Here is a 15748-nt window from a genome sequence, read left to right as displayed (position 1 = left end):
GACGCCGGCCGCGGTGCCGGCGTGGCTGTCCGGGGTGGCGTGCGCACTGGGCCCGGTGGCCGACGGGCTGGGGCGGGTGCCGGCCGCGGTGCGGGCGGCCGCGGCGGTGGCGGCGGTCCTGCCCGCGGACGCCGACGGCCCGATGCGCGCCGCGGATGTGTGGGGGCCGCTGTCAGCGGCCCGGCTCGGCGAACTGTCCGGCGTGGTCGCGGACGACGTCCTGCACGCGCTGCACGCGCTGCCCGGCCACGAGCGGGAGCGCCTGGTGGAGACGTTCCTCGTCTACGCGAGGGCGGGGTCGGTGGCCGAGACCGCGGGGGCGCTGTACTGCCACCGCAACACCGTGCTCAACCGGCTGGCCCGGCTGGAGGAGCTCACCGGCCGCCGCCCGGCCCGCCCGGCCGACGCCGCCGTCCTCCTCCTCGCCCTGGCCTGCGACGCAACCTGAGACGTCCGCGGGGGCAGGCCCCTCCCCCGCCCGCGGCGCAGCAGTGGCGCCGCACTGTTCGGCCCGCCCCGCGGCTCGGGGCGCCCCGGCCGGCAGTGCCGATCGCCAGAGCTCAGCCCCCGGCCCTGACCCCCGACAACGCACGGAGGCCGCGGATGGACGCAGCCCCGCTCGCGCTGCGGACGGAGCAGCAGAGGCTCCGGGCCGCCCGGCCGGGCCGCGCGCGGGAGGCCCATCCCGCGTGCGGAGCGTCCCGCGCCGCGGGGAGATGCCGCCTGGCCGCCCTCCCCACCGCCTGCGCGGAGAAGCGGCTGCACCGTCCAGCCCGCCCCTGGCGGCAGGGTTCCCTCGGCCAGCGGCGCCTGGCCCGCACCGCGGCACCTCCCGGTTCTGGGCTGCGAAGACCCCTGCGGCGCGCCCGGCGCACGCTGGCCGGCGCTTCTCCCCGGGCCCGTGCGGCGGCGGCCCCTTCGGGCTAGGCCGTTCAGTCGGCAGACGTCCCCGCGGACGCGCCGGTGCGGTCGGCCTCCGCAATGAGCCGGTCCATCACGCCGTGCAGGACGTCGGTCTGCGGGGTGGGGAGGCCGGCGATGGCCGAGAGGTAGAGGCCGTCGCCCACCAGGCGGATCGTCTCGGCAAGGACCGGGTCGCCGATCTCGTCGTGCAGCATCCGCGACCACTCGGCGAAGATCCGGACCACCAGGGCGCGCGCCTCGTCGGTGATCCCCTCCTCGCTGCGCAGCGCGGCGATCACTGCCCAGTAGACCTCGGCCTCGTCCGGGGAGGACGGCAGCGACGTGCGGAGGAAGGTGCGCACGATGCCGTCGGGTCCGGAGCGGGCCTCCTCGAACTCCGCGTCCGCCGCCGCGGACAGGCGCCGGATCAGCCCGTCCATCAGCGCGGACTTGTTCGGGAAGTGGTAGAGCAGGCCGCCCTTGGAGACCCCGGCTGCGGCGGCCACGCCCTCCAGGGTGACCGCGGAGAAGCCGTCCTCGATCAGGATCGCCTGCAGTGCGTCGAGGATGCGGTCGCGAGTGGTGGTGGCGTTCACGTTGCCTACTGTACCGGCCGGACGGTACTGTACCGTCTGGACGGTTCAGTAGACAGAGCGTCCACCGGCGGGAATCCCGAATGCCGCCGCGCCGTTCCATCGGCGGCCCCCGCACGGGGGCGGGGCACCCGGAGCACGCAGGGCCTGCGTTGAGCAGGCGGCCCGCTGCTCCCGGCGGATGCACCGCAGGGCCGGCGGCCGCCATCTGCGCGGCAGCGGCCAGTCCGCACGCGCAGCGCCCGCCGGCCGGACAACCCGAAACGACCCGAAGCAGAGGGACCATGACTTCCGCAGTGGCGCACACCGCCGACGCACCCCCGAAGGCGGGGGCCCGCGCCTGGGCCGGGCTGGGCGTCCTTGTCCTGCCCGTGCTGCTGATCGCGATCGACATGACCGTGCTCGGCTTCGCGGTGCCCTATCTCAGCGAAGACCTGGCGCCCTCCGGCGGCCAGCTGCTGTGGATCATCGACATCTACGGCTTCGTCCTCGCCGGCCTGCTCATCACGATGGGCGCGCTCGGCGACCGCATCGGCCGGCGGAGGCTGCTGCTGCTCGGCGCGGCCGGCTTCGGCGGCGCCTCGCTGATCGCGGCGTTCGCGCCCACGCCGGAGATCCTGATCGTGGCGCGTGCCCTGCTCGGCCTGGCCGGGGCGACGCTGATGCCGTCGACGCTGTCACTGCTGCGCAACCTCTTCCTGGACGACCGGCAGCGCATGATCGCCGTCGCCGTGTGGGCGTCGGGGTTCTCCGCGGGCAGCGCGCTCGGCCCGATCGTCGGCGGCTGGCTCCTGGAGCACTTCCACTGGGGCTCGGTGTTCCTCATCAACATCCCGGTGATGGTGCTGCTGCTGGTCCTGCTGCCGCTGCTGGTCCCGGAGTCGCGCGACCCCGCGCCGGGCCGGCTCGACCTGGTCAGCGCCGCGCTGTCGATGGCGGCCATGCTCCCTGCCGTGTACGGCGTGAAGAAGATCGCCGAGCACGGCTTCGCGCCGCTGCCGCTGGCACTGCTGGCGTTCGGTGTCGCGATCGGCGCGCTCTTCATCCGCCGCCAGCTGCGCCTGGAGCACCCGCTGATCGACGTCCGGCTGTTCCGCATCCGCCGGTTCAGCGTCGCCGTCGCCACCAACCTCATGCTGGTGTTCTCGATGGTGTCGTCGCTGTTCTTCCTCACCCAGTACCTGCAGCTGGTGCTGGGGCTCAGCCCGATCACCGCGGGGTTCGCGCTGGTTCCGGGGCTGCTGCTGTCGATCGTGGCGGGCTTCGTCGCGGTGTCGGTGGCCCGCCGGCTCAGCCTCGGCTCGGTGCTGGTGATCGGCCTGGCGCTGGTGGCGGCCGGCTTCGCGCTGGTCACACAGGCGCCGACCGAGGGCGGCGCGGTGCTCATCGCCGTGGCGTTCCTGCTGATCGGCGGCGGGATCGGGCTGGCGGAGACGCTCACCAACGACGCGATCCTCTCCGCGGCTCCGCCCGCGCGGGCCGGCGCGGCGTCGGCGATCTCGGAGACCGCCTACGAGCTGGGCGGTGCGCTGGGCGTGGCGCTGCTGGGCAGCGTGGTGACGGCCGCCTACCGGATCGGGCTGTCCGACGTGCCGGGCGTGTCCGGTGCCGACATGGCCGCGGCCCGGGAAACGCTGGGCGGCGCGGTGTCGGTGGCCGAGCAGCTGCCCGCAGAGGCGGGCGCGGCTCTGCTGTCCGGCGCGAAGACGGCCTTCACCGACGGCATGCACCTGACCAGCGCCATCGCCGTGGCCATCGTGGTGGCGGCCGCGGTCCAAGCGGCCTACTTCCTGCGCCGCGACCGCGGGGCGGCCACGGCGCCCAGCCGCACCTATGAGGACGCGGCGGCTCCGGCGGGCCGCGCTGGCGCCGACGGGCAGCCGGCGGCGGAGCCGCGGCGGACGGCGAGGCCGCAGCGGACTCCCCCGCCGCGCAGGCCGCGGCCGCGCCGAGCAGGTCCGGCAGTCCCGGCGGAAGCGGCGGGGCCGGCTCCGAGAGCTGATCGGCCGCCGCGCCGGACCGAACCCCCTGACCGGAATGCCCCTCCGGCCAGGGGGTTCTTCTCTGCGGGGGGCAGGGCAGCCGGCGCGGCGCCACCGGGGCCCGCGGGGCGGCGGGGAACTCCGCCAGCGGGCCGAGCGCCCCCACACGGGCGCTGACCGGTGCGACCCCGACCAGCCCGGACGGTTTCCGCTGCCGTCGCGGGCCGGTGTCCCGGCACGTTGATCACAACCGACACGCCCTGACAAGGCCTTCGATAGTACGAGGGCCTTCTGGTTCCGGTGCGGGCTGCGAGATCAACACCGACCCCGGGAGCCCCTCGTGCCCCGCCGAAACGCGCCCCTGAACCCCCACCGGGCGGCTGGGATTCGCCCGCTGCATCCTCCGGGACGGATGGACCCGTCGCCTGCTGCAAACAGGTCCGCCGCCGCGGGGCCAGGCGACGGCATGCAGGACCGGTCCCCTCGGCCGCACCGCAAACCCGCCCGCACCAGACCGAGACCGACAGCACGTGGTCCGGCCGCGCCAGGAGCACCGCCCGGGCCCGGCCCGTCTGGCCGCCCGAACCTGCCGGGCCGCCTCCACCGCCCACCGCATCCCGGACCGCCACCGTCCGGGGCACCGTCGGGTCGGCGTGCCGCTCCGAGCGCGACCGCCCCGGCGCGCTGGCCCACACCGGCGTCAAGAGCCCGCCCGCATCCCCAGCGGCGGACGGCGCGCTCCGGCCGGGCCGCCTACCCGGCATCCCCGGACCGGTACAACCACCGCCGGCCCCGCACCGGGATCGGCGGCCGAACACGCGGCGAGCGCGCATGGGGTTCTGCGGCCGATCGGGCCGGCGGTGCAGGCGAGCGCCGGGGGCCGCGCCAGGCGCCGGCTGGCCGCGGCGCCCTTGGCTGCGACCGCTCAACTACGGTGTGCGGACGCCGGCCGGCCGGTGCTGCCGGAGCCGGCACCGGGGTCAGAGCGGCGCCGTCGGAGCCGGCAGGAGCGCGTCGATACGGCCCTGCAGGTCGAGCGTGCGCGCGAACGCCGACAGCTCGCGCGCAAGGGCGGCCTCGACGGCGCGCTCCCCCGCGGCCAGCCCGATCCGGCGCCCGGCCGGGGCGTCGCTCACCCCGAGGATGCGCACGCCCGGCGGCAGCGCCGCACCGGCGAGCCAGCTCTGGGCGAGCACCGCGCACCGGTCGCCGGCGGCGGCGTAGGCCAGCAGGGCGGGCAGCGAGTCGGTGGCGACCTGCGGCTCGGCGGCGGCCGCGGCGCAGTCCGGCGCGCCTTCCAGCACCCGTGCGCCCGCGGCGTCGGTGGTGAGCCGGCACAGCGGCGCCCCGGCCAGCTCGCCCGCGGAGACCCGGCCGCGTCCCTCGAACCGGCCGGGCCCGGCCAGCACCACCGGGCGCTCGGTGTAGAGCGGCACCGCGGATCGGGCGCTCCCGCGGTGCACCAGCAGAACGGCGCAGTCCAGGCTGCCGTCGGTGAGGCCGGCCTCCAGTTCGGCGGCGGGCCGGGTGCCCAGGCTCAGGCCGACGCGCGGGTGGCGGCGGCGGAACTCCGCGGTGAGCAGCGCGGCCGCCGGTGCGGCGCTGGGCAGCGCGCCGATGCGCAGCAGGCCGCTGCGGCCCTTGCGCATGGCACCGACGTCGGCATCGAGGAGGTCGCGCTCGCGCAGGATCCGGTAGGCCCAGCGGAGGACGCGCTCGCCTTCGGGGGTGAAGCCCTCGAAGCGGTGGCCGCGGCGGACGATGCGGATGTCGAGCTCGGCTTCGAGCTTGCGCACGCCGGCGGACAGGGCGGGCTGGGAAACGTGGCAGGCGCCGGCGGCTCGGGCGAAGTGCCGCTCCCGGTCCAGCGCAGCGAGATACTCCAGCTGCCGAATCAGCATCGCCGCTCCCGGGGCCGCCGCGGAGCACCGGGGCCGGAGCCAGGGGTGATCCGGCCCCGGTGCGGGGCGGGCGTCCGTGGGCCGACCGCTGCGGGTTCAGCGCGGCCGCCCGCCGGCCTTTCGGAATGAGAGGCCGGTCACATTCTGGCGCCTGCCGCCGCCGTGCGCCAGCGGTTGATCCGCTTTGCCCGCCGCACCCGGGATCGCGGCGCTACTCGGCGTCGGCGGGCTCCTGGGTCTGGGAGATCTCGTGGTAAAGGCGGCGCGTGGTGTCGGTGTGCTCGCGCATGAGCCGGGCGGCTTCGTCGCCGTCCCCCGCCTCGATGGCGTCGACGATGCGGGCGTGCTCGCGCCAGGAGTCGCGGCCGCGCTGCACGGCGACGAGCCCGTGGTACCAGCGCACCCGGCCGGCAACCTGGGCGGCCAGGTCGGAGAGCACCGCGTTGCCGGACAGCTCGGTGATCTCGCGGTGCAGTTCGGCGTTGAGGGTCACCAGCTGCTCGGCGTCGCCGGCGCTCCGGCTCGCCTCACCCTGGGCGCACAGCGAACGCAGCTGCGCCACGCCCTGCTCGCCGGCGTTCGCCGCGGCCAGCCGCGCCGACTCGCCCTCCAGCAGGCCGCGGACCGCGAGCAGCTGCTCGGCCTCGTCCTCACTGGGGTGGTGGACGAAGGCGCCGTAGCCGGGGCGCAGGTCCACCCAGCCCTCGTTGCTGAGCCGCTGCAGCGCCTCGCGGATCGGCTGGCGGGACACGCCCAACCGCTCGGCCAGTTCGTTCTCGACCAGGTGCTGGCCCGGGGGGAGCCGCCGCAGCGTGATGAGTTCGAGCAGCGTCTCGTAGACGCTCTCGCGGAGCGGCACGGGCCGGCGGACCGGATTGGGCAGCAGGTTCTTGTCGAGCGGACTTGGCGCCATCGTGGTGGGGTTTCCGTCTTCCTCGGCGGTGGGTCGGGCGGCCGGAGCACCGGCGTGCTCGCCGCTGCGGTCGCGTGGGGAGCAGTCTATTGGCGCGGTGCGGCCACGGCGTGCGCCCTGGCGCGCCCGCCGTTTCCGCACACGTGTGCGCAACTCTCAGCGAGGCAGCCGCAACAGCCCGACATCGGGCCCGCTCCAGCCGGGCGGCAGGACCGCGTAGGCGTCCGCAGCGGCCGGCGCGCGCAGGCTTCCGGGCCGATCACGGCCGACGGGGACGGCACGGTCCCCCTCCAGCCGCACGGCCACCAGGCGGGTGTCTCGGGGGTGGGCGCACACGCTGGCGTCCTCGGCCGCGGCGCCGTCCCAGCGGGCCCGGGCGGGAGCCGCGATGGCCGGGTCCGGCCGCCCGCCGAGCGCGCACAGCACCGGCACCAGAAGGGTCAGCGCGGCGGCGAGCGCCGCGTTCGGATTGCCGGGCAGCCCGATGACGGGGGTGCCGCCGGCGTGTCCGGGCAGCCGGGCGAGAAGCTGCGGGTGGCCGGGGCGGCAGGCCACGCCGTCGACGTCGGTCTCGGCCCCGAGGCGGACGAGCGCGGCACGCAGGTGGTCGGCGGGCCCCCGGGAGGACGCACCGCACACGGCGACCGCGTCGGCGGTGGCCGCGGCCTCGGCCAGCGCCCCGGCGGTCCCTGCGAGACCGTCGCGGAGCCGGACCGGGGGCAGTGCCCGGGCGCCGGCCCACGCGGCGAGGCCGGGCAGGATCGGCCCGATGGCGTCGCGGACCCGGCCCGGCTCCGGCACTCCGGTGGCGACCACCTCGTCCCCGGTGACCAGCACGGCGACGCGCGGGCGGCGCACCGTGAGCGTGTCGTGGCCCAGCCCGGCGGCCAGGCCGAGCACCGCGGGGGTGACGGGTGTGCCCTGCTTGAGCACGACGTCGCCGGGGCCGGTGTCCTCGCCGGCGCGGCGGATGTGCCGGCCGGGAGCGACACTGCCGGAGACGGCGGGTGCGCCCGGCGGCGCGCCTCCGGCCGCACCGGCGGCCCGGGCGTCTTCGACCGGCAGCACGGCATCGGCACCGGGCGGCACCGGCGCGCCGGTGGCGATCTCGACCGCGGTGCCCGGCGCGAGGCCCTCGGCCGCAGGGCGCGCTCCAGCGAGGATCCGGCCGGCGACCCGCCACGGGCCGGGGCCGGCCACTGCGTAGCCGTCCATCGCGGCGGTGTCGCAGTCCGGGATGCCGACCAGGGCGGGGACGTCGGCAGCCAGCGTGGCCCCGAGGGCGTCGGCGAGCGGCACCGCGGCCGCCTCCGGCGGGCACCGCCGCTGCCCGACCGCGCGGGCGAGGGTGCGCGCCCGGTCCCACGGTGTCGGCGTCTGCTCACTCCGGCCCATCGCCGCTCCCTGTACCGCGCCTGCTTCCGTCGGCGCCGTGCACGGCGGGCGCCCAGCGCCGTCGCCCCCTGTATATCTCTGCGCCGGTCCGCGCGCCCGGCGACCCGCCCGCACCGCCCGGCGGTGCCGGACGGGCGCAGCCGCGCCGATCGGCGCATATTGCATACAGAATACTCCGCACCCGCCGACCTGTCGACGGCCCCGCCACCGCCAATTTGCCACCTGCGGAGATTCCGCTAAAGTTCTAACCGCAGCACGGCAGCGGGAACCGCGAGAACCACGGCGCCCGCACCGGCAGCGCGGACGTGGCTCAGCTGGTAGAGCATCACCTTGCCAAGGTGAGGGTCGCGGGTTCGAATCCCGTCGTCCGCTCGGAGATCAGGCGGCTTCTGGCCCGCGGCGGAGTGGCCGAGTGGCTTAGGCAAGGGACTGCAAATCCCTGTACACGGGTTCGAATCCCGTCTCCACCTCGCAGCACCCGGGCGGTTAGCTCAGTTGGTTAGAGCGCTACCTTGACACGGTAGAGGTCACAGGTTCGAATCCTGTATCGCCCACCCCGTACGACCAGTTCAGGGCATGTACCGGAAACTTCCGGCACATGCCCTTCGCTGTGTCTGACCATCGGTTGGCACTGGCGGCGGACGTCACCAAACGGCCCTGACCGTCCAGATGCGGCACCACATGGCCTGCACCCCGAGGGCTGGCCAACGTGCGTGGAACGCGGTGGCTCGGCGGTCACGAACCGGCCCAGAGCACCGATGCGCCCGACGTGCACGGGGAACCCGGCGGTGCGGGCGGGTTCTCATCCCTGATCATCCTGGCCGCAGCAGCAGTCGAGGGTCTCCGCGCATTTCCTGGTTGCCGCGGTCACCGTGCGAGTGGGCGGCTCCGCTGGCCCGGAGGCGACTACCAGAACGCCGAGGCACGGGGATGCCGACCCGCGCGGGCGGCCGGCCCGTCCCCCTCATACGCAGCGCAGCGGGGTTCCGCGGCGAGATCGGACCGGTCGCGGTGCGCGATCGACTCGGTCCACATGCGCGCCTTCAAATAGGGGGCCCGGCCGACCCGAAAGTGACCGATCCGGGAAAGGACGGGTCGAAGGTCCGTCCGTTCACCGATCGGAGCGGATTGCCGCTTTCGATGGCAATCTCGGGTGCGGACCGGCACGACAGCCAGTGCCCCGTGCGACTATCGTTGGCGCCCGAAGACGGGCCCGCGCGGGAGAGCGATCGCATGACCCAGGACGAGCACCCGGAACACGGTACGCCTGAGCAGTCCTCGGCACGCGTGCTGGACATGCTCTTCGCCGTTGATCTGAAACGCCTGGTACGCGCCTCGCAGGACAACGATCACGACACCGTTTCCGAACTCAGAGAACGCTACGTTTCGGAGTAACCGAATACGGTCATTCCCTGGGAAAGAAAACCCCTGCGTGTTACCGTAAGCAATCCAGTCCCGCATCATTTGTTGGACAGGAGAATCGTGAGGCTCACGTTACTCGACAAGGACGGCAAGTCCGTCGACAAGCAGTGCCCTTCTGTCTATCTCGCCGATTCCGGGGAGTTCGTCATCCAGGGAGCCGAGGTGACCGGCGAGGACACGTCCGCCCTGCAGAACCCCCTGCCCGGAGAGACCGCGGTCCGGATCAGCCCCGAGATCGTTCTTCGTGCAGTCGAGAAGTACCAACAGGGCGGAGCTTCGTGACCGAATCCCCCAAAGGTCGCCCTGCTGACTGGAATGAAGTCGAACAGCTGTTCCGTGGTTTCCGCTACACGGCATTCCGGTTGGAAACGCTGCAGACATACGCAGCCGCGTATGAAACAGCGGCATTTCGCGCGTTTCTCGCTCTCGACGAGGGTGCGATGCCGAAGAAGCAGACCGGTTGGGAAGCTGAGGTCAGAGCCGGCATCGCCGCGGGGCGGCGCTATGACCGGGTGCACGTGGTCACCGAGCCGCTGTCGGACTACATACGCTTCGCGTGCGCGTGGGGGTACCGCCGCAACGTCACCGCGGGCGAGAACATCGGCATCCTGGCTGTGCCTGAGGGAGACTGGCCCCACGGATTGCCGCAGCTGGACTACTGGCTGTTCGACTCGCACCGCCTGGTAGTGATGCGCTACGCCGACGACGGCGCGCTCAGTACCGAACTCGTCGAGGACCCGGAATGGGTCGTGGCGGCCAACATGTGGCGCGACCACGCGATCCAGCGGTCGATCCCGTTCGGCGAGTACGAGACCAGGTTCGACACCTACATGCGTCCCCGCTGACGCGCGGACATGCCCGGTAGCAACGAGTGTGCGGATGGCTCCCCCACCGGGGGAGGCACCCGCAACTACGCGCAGGGGAGTCCCGAGACCGTCGTGCAGGCAGGCGCCATCCACGGCGACGTGCACGTGAGCGCCGCCGCGGCAGCGCAGGCCCCGGTTCCCCGGCAGCTTCCCCTGGCGGTCTCGGGCTTCGTGAACCGCGCCGCCGAACTCGCCGGTCTCGACGCCCTGGTGTCCGAGGACGCCCCAGCTCGGCACTCCAGTGGCGCGGTGGTCATTTCCGCGATCGGAGGCGCGCCCGGCATCGGGAAGACCGCGCTGGCGCTGCACTGGGCGCACCGGGTGCGTTCCCGCTATGTCGATGGGGACTTGTATGTCAACTTGCACGGCCACGGGCCCGGTCCGCGGCTGGACGCCTCCCACGCCCTCGACTCGCTCCTCCGGGCCCTGGACGTGGCTCCCAACCGGATTCCCGATGACCTCGACAGCAGGGCGGCGCTCTACCGGTCCCGCCTCGACGGCAAACGCGTACTCGTTCTCATCGACGACGCGGTCTCCCCCGAGCAGGTGCGTCCGCTCCTGCCCGCTTCGCCCACGTGCCTGGTGCTCATCACCAGCCGCAGCGCCCTTGGCGGACTCGTTGCGCGCGAAGGCGCCCAACGCATATCCCTGGACACACTCACCACCGAGGAGTCGCTCAGCCTGCTGCGGGGCCAGCTGGGCCAGCAGCGCGTCGACGCCGAGCCCGGGGCGGCCCGCTCGCTGGTGGCACACTGCGCCCATCTCCCGCTGGCGCTGCGCATTCTGTCTGAACGGCTCATCGCCCGTCCCGGCTCCGCGCTCAGTGACGCCGCCGCCGAACTGGACTCCGAGAACGAACGGCTCGACGCGCTGGGCACCACCGATGATGAGCTCAGCAACGCCCGAGCGGTCTTCGCCTCCTCCTACACCGCCCTCCCCGCTGAGGTGGCGCGGATGTTTCGCATCCTCGGTGTGCACCCGGGATCCGATCTGGGAGCAGCCTCCTGCGCCGCGGCCGCGGGCATGCCCGTGAAGCAGACCCGTGCGCTGCTGGACCAGCTCGCCGGGGCACACCTGCTGCACCGCCTCGGCCACGACCGTTTCCGACTGCACGACCTGTTGCGGCTGTATGCGGCCGAACGCTTCCACGCCGAGGAGCCCGCCCAACGCCACACCGAGGTCATCAAGCAGCTCGCCCGCTGGTACCTGGCCAGCGCGCGCAACGCCGTTGACCTGGTCTTCCCCCACTTCCGCAGCGTCTGGATCCCCGACGTTCCCGCGCCTCCCCCCGCTTTCGCCACCGCCCAGGCCGCCCTGGCATGGTTCGACCGGGAGCGCCCGACTCTGCTCGCCACCCTGCGCGCCGCCGCCGACCATGAGCTCTATGATCTGGCGTGGCGCCTCCCCGCCACCGCCTACGGCTTCTTCGTGCGCCGCCGGCACTGGCACGAATGGCGCGAACTCCACTTGATCGGACTCGACTCGGCCCGCGCGCTGGGCCATCGCCACGGCCAAGCACGCAACCTCCTCGGGCTGGCCGACGCCGAGTCCCTGCTCGACAACACCGAACAAGCCCGCCAGCACTACACGGCGGCGCTGGAGGCAGCCCGCGAGGTCGGGGACGACTGGACCCAGGGCTTCGCGCTGCGCCAGCTCGGCGAACTGCGCTGGGAGCAGGAACACGGCAGCGCGGCCACGGCACTTCTCGGCCAGGCGATCGAGGCGTTCGACGCAGCCGGCGAGCGCCGCGGTGCAGGCATGGCCCTGCTCAGCCTGAGCGACTACGAGTGCCGCCTCGGCCACCACGACACCGCCGCGGAGCACTGCGCCAGGGCGCTGGCACTCTTCACCGACATCGCCGATACCTGGTCAGTGGCCTGGGCGCGGTGCTACCGCGCGAACACCTTGAGCGCGGCGGGCCGGCACCGCGAGGCCATCGAGGATTACCAGAGGGCGCTGCCTGTCTTCATCGATCTGGCCGACCTCGACACCGAAGCCATCACTCGTATCAGCCTCGCCCGAACCCACCGCTCGCTCGGCGAGACCGGCCAGGCACGCACCCACCTCGGCGCCGCCCTCGACCTGCTGCGCTCCGTCCACGACCCCCGCGCCGCCGGCATCGAATCCGAACTGGCCCACCTGGCATGAGCCGCGCGGGGCGGCCATCGTGCGTGCCACACCCTGCGGAGGACCTGCCGCGCACCGCCGCCCTCGGCTGCCCCGGCGGGCAGTTGCCGCCCGCCGGCTCCGGAACCGTCCAGGCGCGGGTATGCCGTTCTGTTCTGCGATGAGGTGAAGGGCTGCTCCCCCAGCGCTGCTGGATCCTTCGTCCCTGCCAACGGGCTGCTCACCGTATGCGTACGCGCTGCCGACGCCCTCATCGGCGCTCCGGAGTCCGCGCATCAGCAGCTCATAAGCCCCGATCAGCGCGAACGGGGGCCGGGCGTGGATGATCCGCGACCGCGCAGCGGGGCCGGCGACTGCGATGGTGGCGGGCAGTGAGGTGACGGAGCCGAGGATGAGCAGGCTCCACGGCAGCATCCCGCCCCTGCTCCCCCGGCGGGCGTCGCCGAGCAGGGGCATCGACGCACCGACGACCATGCCGTCGGCCGAAAGGGGGAACAGGGCGGCGTGCCGCTCGGGTTCGCCGTGGCGCAGGGCGAGGTCGTACATGCGGCTGTGGCTGACGACTGCGGCGATACCGGCGAGCATCGGCACGGCGGCAGAGCGGGACGGTCTGCGCCCTTCGGCATGCGGTGCTCAGGCGTGCCCTCCGGGTTCACTGGCGCTGCACGGTGTGCACGCGGAGGGCGGCCAGGGCGCCGGCTGCGGCGGTGGCAGCGGTCCCGCCGGAGAGGGTGAGCCAAGCGGCTGCCTGCCCGGGGTGCCCGGGCAGGGCGAGCAGCGGCCACGCGGGCGGGAGTGCGAGCAGCGCCGGTGTCCAGGCCGCGGGCATCGCCCACGCCGCCACCGGGAGCAGGACCGAGACGGCACCGGCGGCCTTGATCACCACTAGGGCTTCGACCTTGTTTCCTGCCAGCGCTGCTGTGGTGAGGACGATCAGCGGCGCCTGGGCCGCCGCGAGCAGTACCGCGGCCAGGGCCTGCGGCAGCGGCCACGGGTCCGGTGCGAGGCCCGAGAGCGGGACCGCGGCGGCCAAGCCGAGCAGTGCGAGCGCGGCCGCGCTCGCTGCGCGCAGGCCGAGGTAGGCGCCCGCGGGAAGCGGGGAGACGCGCAGCACGGCGAGCGTGTGCTCGTCGGCATCGTCGATGACGCGGAGCGCCGTCGCGGCTCCGGCCATGACGGGGACGTGCAGCAGCACGACGGCGGCGAACACCGCTGGTGCCGCGGGGGCGGGGTCGAGGCCCCATGCGGCTTCGGCGAAGGCGGCGGCCGGCGGGTAGCCGAGGCGCAGCAGCAGCGCCAGCAGCAGGGGCCCCACCGCGATGGCGGCCAGCAGCGGGTCGCGTGCGGCGCCCAGCAGATCGAACCGGGCGAATGCCGCGACCGCTCCACCGCGCCGGCGCCGGGGTGCCGCCGGGCCGCGCACGGCCCTGCAGCGCCGGTGCGCGGAGACCGCCGTCCCCGCACGCGCCTGCTCTGCGGGCACGGTCCGGTAGGCGGCCCAGGCACATGCCGCGGCGGCGCAGACCAGTGTCCAGGCCGCGGCCGGCGCGGCCGCAGGCGGGGGCGGCTCCCCTGCGGCGCCGATCCGGATCAGCTCGGCTGCGCCGGTGGTGGGAACCGCGGAGACCAGCCACCCGGGGGCGGCGCCGGCCAAGTGCAGCGCAGGCAGGGCGACCAGCGGGACGACCCATGGCACCGCGGCGAAGGCACCGCCCAGCAGCGTGCGGGAACGGGAGCCGGCGCCCAGGCACACCGCCACCAGGATGACCGAGGCCAGCGCCACTCCTGTACCGACCAGCGCGGCGGAGCCGAAACGTTCTCCGGCAGTTCCAGCAGGCGCGGCGGCCGCCGCGATCGGCAGTGCCATCGCGCACGCAAGCGCGGTGAGGACGCCGACCCGCGCCGCCACCGCCTCGGCGGGGTGCAGCGGCGCCGCTGAGCGCGCCCCCTCCGTCCCTTCGATGCGTTCGAAGAGCGTGAGCGCGACCGCGATGAGCGCGCCGAACCCCGCGGTGTCCAGGAACAGCACGAACGGGGCCGCTGCGCGGGCAGCCGGGTCGGGAAGCACCGCCAGGCCCACCGACCACAGCGCTGCGAGCGCCGCCGCCAGAAGCACGACCCGGTAGCGCAGCGCGATGCGCGCCTCCAGTGCTGCAGCGGCACCGAACCGCTTGAGCGGCCCCGCCGCGTTCACAGCCGGACCCGGGTGACCTCGGCGAAGACCTCGTCCAGGCCGACTTCGCGGGTGTGCAGGGACAGCAGCGCCCCGGCAGCGATGATGCGGGCCAGCTCGGCGGCATCGCCTGAGCGGGCGGGGTCGAAGACCCGGCTGCGCCGGACGCCGCGCTCGGAGTAGTCGGCCTCGATACCGGGGCTGCCGTAGCGCAGCTTGAAGGCGGCCGGGGTGTCGACTGCGGCGATGCGGCCGCCGGCGACGAAGGCCACGCGGTCGCAGAGCCGCTCGGCAGTGGCCATGTCGTGGGTGCTCAGCAGCACCGCGGCTCCGCGGTCGGCCTCCGCGCGCACGACCGCCCGCATCCGGGCGGCGCGGACCGGGTCCTGCCCCGAGGTGGGCTCGTCGAGCAGGAGGAGGCGCGGCCGGTTGATCAGGGCGCGCGCGAGGTTCAGCCGCATCCGCATGCCCTTGGAGAGGTCCGCTGCGCGGCGGTCCGCCTCGGCGCCGAGGTCCAGCCTGTCCAGGAGTTCGCCGGGGTCCCGCACTGCTCCGCGGTACAGGGCGGCGAAGGCGGCCAGGTTCTCCCGGGCGGTCAGCCGGGAGTAGGCCGCCGGCAGCTCGAAGCCCACGCCGACGTCTTCGAAGTAGCCGCTTCCCCAGTCGGGCAGGGGGCGGCCCAGGACCTCCACTGTGCCGCGGTAGGCCCGGATCAGCCGGGTCAGGACCCTCTGCACGGTCGACTTGCCCGCCCCGGAAGGGCCCAGCAGGCCGAACACCTCCCCGGGTTCCACCCGGAAGGCCATGTCCCGCACAGCCGGGCCGGACGCGCGCCGGTAGCGCACCTCCAGGCCGGCCACACGGACCGCGTCACCGTCCACTGCCGGTCCCCGGGGCGTCGAGAGCGGCGAGTGCCTCGTCGGCCAGATCGGGAAGGTAGGCGGTGCCGCCGTCGTGGGCCCAGGCGGTGATGGCCTCGGCCAGGGCGGCGGTGCAGGCGGCCGCCGCGGCGCGCGCCGCCAGCGGAGGGCCCGCCGGCGCGTCCGGGGCCAGGCCGCTGGCCAGGGCGGCCTGGGACCCGCGCATGCTGTCGCCCATGCGGCGGCGCAGTGCCGGGGTGTCCAGGATGAGGCGGGTGCGCAGCAGCAGGCTCTCCCGCTCGCGGGCATAGACCTCGGGCAGCGCGACCGCCAGAGCGGCCCGGATGCGCGCCACGGGCGGCTCGGTATCGGGGCGCTCCCGGACCAGCCGCTCCAGCAGCGAATCATAGTCGTCGCTCAGGACCACGTCTTCCTTGGTGGGGAAATGGCGGAAGAAGGTCATGTGCGAGACCCCCGCCTCGGACGCGATCAGGGCTACCGGCGTCTTCTCGTAGCCGTGCTCAAGGAAGAGCCGGTAGGCGGCGGACCGCAGCGCCCGGCGGGTCCGCTCTCCCCGTGCTCGGCTGCTCTCCACCACGGACACCTCCGAATG

Annotated in this window: 12 protein-coding genes, 3 tRNA genes and 2 pseudogenes; 9 read left to right on the top strand and 8 right to left on the bottom strand. The window is 74.4% G+C overall.

The features are described from left to right. On the top strand, positions 1-448 hold a 448-nt coding region (locus tag ACYVGT_RS22900; protein WP_460862052.1), incomplete at its 5' end, for a helix-turn-helix domain-containing protein. A 484-nt stretch (positions 449-932) separates the two neighbouring features. On the opposite strand, the gene ACYVGT_RS22895 is transcribed toward ACYVGT_RS22900, so the two are convergent. Beyond that, positions 933-1499 (bottom strand): TetR/AcrR family transcriptional regulator, encoded by a 567-nt coding sequence (locus tag ACYVGT_RS22895; RefSeq protein WP_460862050.1) that lies wholly within the window; start codon positions 1497-1499, stop codon positions 933-935. Between the two features lie 281 nt (positions 1500-1780). Between ACYVGT_RS22895 and ACYVGT_RS22890 the strand changes: the two are divergent. Continuing rightward, positions 1781-3277: pseudogene (locus ACYVGT_RS22890) on the top strand (MFS transporter); the annotation flags it as partial. Between the two features lie 1181 nt (positions 3278-4458). Here the strand turns inward: ACYVGT_RS22890 and ACYVGT_RS22885 are convergent. From ACYVGT_RS22885 to ACYVGT_RS22875, 3 genes are all read right to left on the bottom strand, one after another. Beyond that, positions 4459-5379 (bottom strand): LysR family transcriptional regulator, encoded by a 921-nt coding sequence (locus ACYVGT_RS22885; protein ID WP_460862047.1) that lies wholly within the window; start codon positions 5377-5379, stop codon positions 4459-4461. A 211-nt stretch (positions 5380-5590) separates the two neighbouring features. Then, positions 5591-6292, bottom strand: coding sequence for a GntR family transcriptional regulator (locus tag ACYVGT_RS22880; RefSeq protein WP_460862044.1), 702 nt, complete (start codon positions 6290-6292; stop codon positions 5591-5593). A 156-nt stretch (positions 6293-6448) separates the two neighbouring features. After that, a complete protein-coding gene (locus ACYVGT_RS22875) occupies positions 6449-7687 on the bottom strand; it encodes a molybdopterin molybdotransferase MoeA (RefSeq protein WP_460862042.1) in 1239 nt (412 codons plus the stop codon). A 299-nt stretch (positions 7688-7986) separates the two neighbouring features. Here ACYVGT_RS22875 and ACYVGT_RS22870 point away from each other — a divergent pair. The 7 genes from ACYVGT_RS22870 to ACYVGT_RS22840 all read left to right on the top strand — a co-directional run bounded on the left by ACYVGT_RS22870 (position 7987) and on the right by ACYVGT_RS22840 (position 12123). Continuing rightward, positions 7987-8059, top strand: a tRNA-Gly gene (locus ACYVGT_RS22870). Between the two features lie 26 nt (positions 8060-8085). Beyond that, positions 8086-8157: transfer RNA gene (locus ACYVGT_RS22865), tRNA-Cys, on the top strand. Between the two features lie 10 nt (positions 8158-8167). After that, positions 8168-8241, top strand: a tRNA-Val gene (locus tag ACYVGT_RS22860). Between the two features lie 679 nt (positions 8242-8920). Further along, a complete protein-coding gene (locus ACYVGT_RS22855; protein WP_460862040.1) occupies positions 8921-9082 on the top strand; it encodes a hypothetical protein in 162 nt (53 codons plus the stop codon). Between the two features lie 87 nt (positions 9083-9169). Continuing rightward, complete coding sequence (locus tag ACYVGT_RS22850; protein ID WP_460862037.1) at positions 9170-9391, top strand: hypothetical protein; 222 nt, start codon at positions 9170-9172, stop codon at positions 9389-9391. Continuing rightward, positions 9388-9954 carry a DUF6879 family protein gene (locus tag ACYVGT_RS22845; protein ID WP_460862035.1) on the top strand — a complete coding sequence of 189 codons (567 nt, stop codon included), beginning with the start codon at positions 9388-9390 and terminating at the stop codon, positions 9952-9954. Before ACYVGT_RS22850 ends, ACYVGT_RS22845 begins: the two co-directional genes overlap by 4 nt. 9 nt (positions 9955-9963) lie before the next feature. Then, entirely contained in the window at positions 9964-12123 is a 2160-nt protein-coding gene (locus ACYVGT_RS22840; protein WP_460862033.1) for an ATP-binding protein, read from the top strand. Positions 12124-12420: 297 nt separating this feature from the next. On the opposite strand, the pseudogene ACYVGT_RS22835 reads toward ACYVGT_RS22840, so the two are convergent. From ACYVGT_RS22835 to ACYVGT_RS22820, 4 genes and pseudogenes are all read right to left on the bottom strand, one after another. Next, positions 12421-12648, bottom strand: a pseudogene (locus tag ACYVGT_RS22835) (DUF2637 domain-containing protein); the annotation flags it as partial. Positions 12649-12754: 106 nt separating this feature from the next. Next, entirely contained in the window at positions 12755-14296 is a 1542-nt protein-coding gene (locus ACYVGT_RS22830) for a hypothetical protein (RefSeq protein ID WP_460862029.1), read from the bottom strand. Further along, positions 14293-15156: an ABC transporter ATP-binding protein gene (locus tag ACYVGT_RS22825; RefSeq protein ID WP_460862027.1), complete on the bottom strand. Its 864-nt coding sequence runs from the start codon at positions 15154-15156 to the stop codon at positions 14293-14295. The genes ACYVGT_RS22830 and ACYVGT_RS22825 overlap by 4 nt, the downstream gene beginning before the upstream one ends. Beyond that, complete coding sequence (locus ACYVGT_RS22820) at positions 15146-15739, bottom strand: TetR/AcrR family transcriptional regulator (protein ID WP_460862025.1); 594 nt, start codon at positions 15737-15739, stop codon at positions 15146-15148. The genes ACYVGT_RS22825 and ACYVGT_RS22820 overlap by 11 nt, the downstream gene beginning before the upstream one ends. Positions 15740-15748 lie beyond the last annotated feature (9 nt).

The sequence above is a fragment of the Nocardiopsis coralliicola genome, assembly GCF_054779695.1.
Note: the sequence above shows the minus strand (reverse complement) of the source record. Positions and strands in the feature narration are given on the sequence as shown.

What these genes read in the sequence shown, in the direction of transcription:
- ACYVGT_RS22885 (WP_460862047.1), bottom strand. Translation starts at nt 5,379, where the DNA reads ATGCTGATTCGGCAGCTGGAGTATCTCGCTGCGCTGGACCGGGAGCGG.
- ACYVGT_RS22855 (WP_460862040.1), top strand. Translation starts at nt 8,921, where the DNA reads ATGACCCAGGACGAGCACCCGGAACACGGTACGCCTGAGCAGTCCTCG.
- ACYVGT_RS22875 (WP_460862042.1), bottom strand. Translation starts at nt 7,687, where the DNA reads ATGGGCCGGAGTGAGCAGACGCCGACACCGTGGGACCGGGCGCGCACC.
- ACYVGT_RS22880 (WP_460862044.1), bottom strand. Translation starts at nt 6,292, where the DNA reads ATGGCGCCAAGTCCGCTCGACAAGAACCTGCTGCCCAATCCGGTCCGC.
- ACYVGT_RS22840 (WP_460862033.1), top strand. Translation starts at nt 9,964, where the DNA reads ATGCCCGGTAGCAACGAGTGTGCGGATGGCTCCCCCACCGGGGGAGGC.